Source organism: Aeromonas sp. HMWF014, assembly GCF_963878295.1.
Taxonomy (GTDB): domain Bacteria; phylum Pseudomonadota; class Gammaproteobacteria; order Enterobacterales; family Aeromonadaceae; genus Aeromonas; species Aeromonas popoffii.
The window spans coordinates 1-3,490 of sequence record NZ_CAWNYS010000442.1; the positions used below are offsets into that span (position 1 = coordinate 1).

At 61.5% G+C, this 3,490-nt stretch carries 4 protein-coding genes; all 4 read right to left on the minus strand.

The features are described from left to right. Positions 1–72 precede the first annotated feature (72 nt). Positions 73–204 (minus strand): hypothetical protein, encoded by a 132-nt coding sequence (locus AAC083_RS17465; protein WP_258224749.1) that lies wholly within the window; start codon positions 202–204, stop codon positions 73–75. A gap of 39 nt (positions 205–243) precedes the next feature. Next, positions 244–1,314 carry a sulfate/molybdate ABC transporter ATP-binding protein gene (locus AAC083_RS17470; RefSeq protein ID WP_108537269.1) on the minus strand — a complete coding sequence of 357 codons (1,071 nt, stop codon included), beginning with the start codon at positions 1,312–1,314 and terminating at the stop codon, positions 244–246. A gap of 152 nt (positions 1,315–1,466) precedes the next feature. Next, positions 1,467–2,357: a sulfate ABC transporter permease subunit CysW gene (gene cysW, locus AAC083_RS17475; RefSeq protein ID WP_108537270.1), complete on the minus strand. Its 891-nt coding sequence runs from the start codon at positions 2,355–2,357 to the stop codon at positions 1,467–1,469. Beyond that, positions 2,354–3,193, minus strand: coding sequence for a sulfate ABC transporter permease subunit CysT (cysT, locus tag AAC083_RS17480; RefSeq protein ID WP_181364798.1), 840 nt, complete (start codon positions 3,191–3,193; stop codon positions 2,354–2,356). Before cysT ends, cysW begins: the two co-directional genes overlap by 4 nt. Positions 3,194–3,490: the final 297 nt, after the last annotated feature.

Below are 3,490 nucleotides of genomic sequence, written 5' to 3' on the forward strand. Positions count from 1 at the left end.
GGGCATTGGCGACCTCGGTCAGGTTGTAATCCCGCCGCGCCGCCTCCCGAATAATACGTAACTGCTGAAAATTCACGTCATCGCCTCCTGCGCTGACTGGCCGGTCGGGGTCGACCCCGCCGCCGTTTTCTTGTTATCTGCCTGACCTGACTCCTCATCGAGTCCGGCAACGGCCTGACACCCTTGTATCCCAGGCGGGCTCACACCGCCATCCTATCTGTCCATTTCGATCGTCGATGACCGTCAGATCTGGTAGTCCGGATAGAGCTGAGCCTGTTTGGCGACCAGTCGTACCCCCTGACCCGATGTGAAGGCTTTGGCCTCCTCCTTGCTCAGTTCGGCCTCGAAGTGTGCACCGTTTGTATCCCCATTACCACGCAGTTCCACCCGGATGCGCGGCCCCATGGGTAACAGACGGGTGATGGTGGCGCTGATCCCGCCGGGCGCATCCGCCGGCAGTATCTCCAGCTCGTGGGGGCGCACATAGGCGATAGCCGCACTGCCCTGAGCCAGATGATGAGCGCTGATGGGGCCCCCCAGCCACTGCTCGCCAATACCCAGGCCCTGCTCCGCCACCCGGCCGCGAAACTGATTCACACTGCCGAGGAAGCTGTGGACAAAGGAGCTGGCGGGCTGGTCATAGACCTCAGCCGGGGTGCCAATCTGCTCGACCCGGCCGGCGTTCATCAGCACCACCCGATCCGCCACCTCCAGCGCCTCCTCCTGATCGTGGGTCACGAACAGGCTGGTGACGTGCAACTCGTCGTGTAATTCGCGCAGCCAGCGGCGCAGCTCCTTGCGCACCTGGGCATCGAGGGCGCCGAAAGGTTCGTCCAGCAGCAACACCTTGGGCTGCACCGCCAGGGCGCGGGCCAGGGCGACCCGCTGGCGCTGGCCACCGGAAAGCTGGGTCGGATAGCGCTCGGCCACGTGGCTGAGCTGCACCAGATCCAGCAGCTCCTTGACCCGGACGCGGATCGCCGCCTCGGCCGGACGCTCACTGCGCGACTTGACCCGCAGGCCGAACGCCACGTTCTCGAACACCGTCATGTGGCGAAACAGGGCATAGTGCTGGAACACGAAGCCGACGTTGCGATCGCGCACATGGAGATCAGAGGCATCCTCCCCGCGAATGATGACGCTGCCGCTGTCGGCCTGCTCCAGCCCGGCGATGATCCGCAGCAAGGTGGTCTTGCCGCAGCCGGAAGGGCCGAGCAGGGCCACCAGCTCGCCATCATGAAAGTCGAGGTTGATATCGGCCAGGGCCGCGTACTGATTGAAATGCTTGTTGAGTTGTTGAACCTGAATGCTCATGGCTGCCTCTCTAAACCGTTAAATCGGGGTGGATGGCGTCTCTGAGCTGGCCAGCCCGCTCAGCTGGCCATGCTCACCATCACTCCCCAATCCATATCAATGGGGTATCCGGGTCGGGCTGACCGCGCGGCCAGACCCGTGTCGCAATAACATCAATGGGACTTGGTGGGCTGCCCACGCAGCCGGGCCAGCAGTGTCTCTCCCAGCAGGGTAAAGATCCCGAACAGGGCCAACAGGCTGGCCACCGCGAAGGCGGCGCCGGTCTGGTACTCGTTGTAGAGGATCTCGATGTGCAGCGGCAGGGTATTGGTCTGGCCGCGAATATGGCCTGAGACCACGGAGACGGCGCCAAACTCCCCCACCGCCCGGGCAGTACAGAGCAGAAGGCCATACATCAGGCTCCAGCGGATGCCGGGCAGGGTGACCCGCCAGAACATCTGCAAACCGCTCGCCCCCAGCATGATGGCGGCTTCTTCTTCTTCCGGGCCGCGCGCCTCCATCTGGGGCAATAGCTCGCGGACCACGAAGGGCACAGTAATGAAGGTGGTCGCCAAAATGATGCCAGGAGTGGCGAAGATCACCTTGATGTCGTGCTCGCTCAGCCAGTCGCCAAACCAGCCGCGGCTGCCGAACATCAGCACGAACATCAGCCCTGCAATCACAGGCGAGACAGAGAACGGCAGATCTATGATGGTGATGAGCAGCTGCCGGCCAGGAAAGCGGAAGCGCGCTATGGCCCAGGCCGCCGCGAGCCCGAACAGCAGGTTGAGGGGAACCGCGCAAAGTGTGACCAGGGCGGTCAGCCCGAGCGCACTCAGGGCATCCGGCTCGCTGATAGCGTGCCAGAAGAAGGCCAGCCCAGGTCTTAGCGCCTGAATGAAGACGGTGGCCAGCGGCAGCAGCAGCAGGGCGGCAAACCAGCCGAGGCCGACCGTGATGAGCAACCACTTGACCCACTGGGGTTCACGGATCACGATCGGTGCCTTGCGGCCGGACGTCGCCTCCACAGGGGCAACCTCAATGGTGATGGCAGATGAACTCATATCCGGCTCCCTCCTATGCGCGCCCAGCTCCAGGCCTGTAACTTGTTGATCAGCAATAACAGGATGAAAGAGATGAGCAGCATGACCACCGCGATGGCGGAAGCACCGGCATAGTCGTACTCCTCCAGATGACTCATGATCATCAGCGGCGCGATTTCGGAAACCATGGGCAGGTTGCCAGCGATGAAGATGACGGAGCCGTACTCCCCCACCCCACGGGCAAATGCCAGCGCAAAACCGGTGATCAACGCAGGTACCAGGGTAGGCCACAGCACGCGCTGGAAGGTCTGCCAGCGGTCAGCACCCAGGCTGGCGGCAGCCTCCTCCTGCTCTGTCTCTGCTTCCCGCAGCACGGGCTGCAGGGTGCGCACCACGAAGGGCAGGCCGATGAACGTGAGCGCAATCACCACCCCGATGGGGTTGTAGGCGAGCTCTATCCCAAACGGGGCAACCCACTGCCCGATCCAGCCGTTAGGGGCGAAGATGGCGCACAGGGCAATACCGGAGACGGCGGTGGGCATGGCGAACGGCAGATCGATCAGCGCATCCACCAGCCGGCGACCGGGGAAGGTGTAACGCACCAGCACCCAGGCCAGGATCAAGCCGAACAGGCTGTTGAGCAGCGCCGCGATAAAAGCGGCCCCGAAACTCAGGCGAAAGGAGGCGAGCACCCGCGGGGAACCTATCACCTGCCAGAACTCGGCGAGGGTGAGATTGTTCACCGCGAACAACACCAGCGCCGAGATCGGCAGCAGCACCAGCACGCCCAGGTAGAGCAGGCTAAAGCCGAGGGTTGGGCCAAAGCCCGGCAGGACGGAGTAAGAACCAAATCGCATAACGCTTCCGTTTGTTATGAAAAACATTCGATATTGCGATTCTGCGCATTCCTGTTTGGGGCAACAAACACCAATAATGCCTTTGCTAAGCACTTTTTTATCTAACAACGGCAGATCAGGCTTTTAGAGCCAGAAAATGAAAAAAAGGTCTTTTATATAAATAAAAGACCTAAAAAATAGAGCGTCGTGCAATGTACCAAGCCATCAATGTCTGGCGCTATCTCTCTCCTTGTCAGCGTATTGCACTGGATCCGCGAGAACATCAACGGAAACTGAGAGCTGCGCGCGGCCCCCACA

What these genes read in the sequence shown, in the direction of transcription:
- AAC083_RS17470 (WP_108537269.1), bottom strand. Translation starts at nt 1,314, where the DNA reads ATGAGCATTCAGGTTCAACAACTCAACAAGCATTTCAATCAGTACGCG.
- cysW (WP_108537270.1), bottom strand. Translation starts at nt 2,357, where the DNA reads ATGAGTTCATCTGCCATCACCATTGAGGTTGCCCCTGTGGAGGCGACG.
- cysT (WP_181364798.1), bottom strand. Translation starts at nt 3,193, where the DNA reads ATGCGATTTGGTTCTTACTCCGTCCTGCCGGGCTTTGGCCCAACCCTC.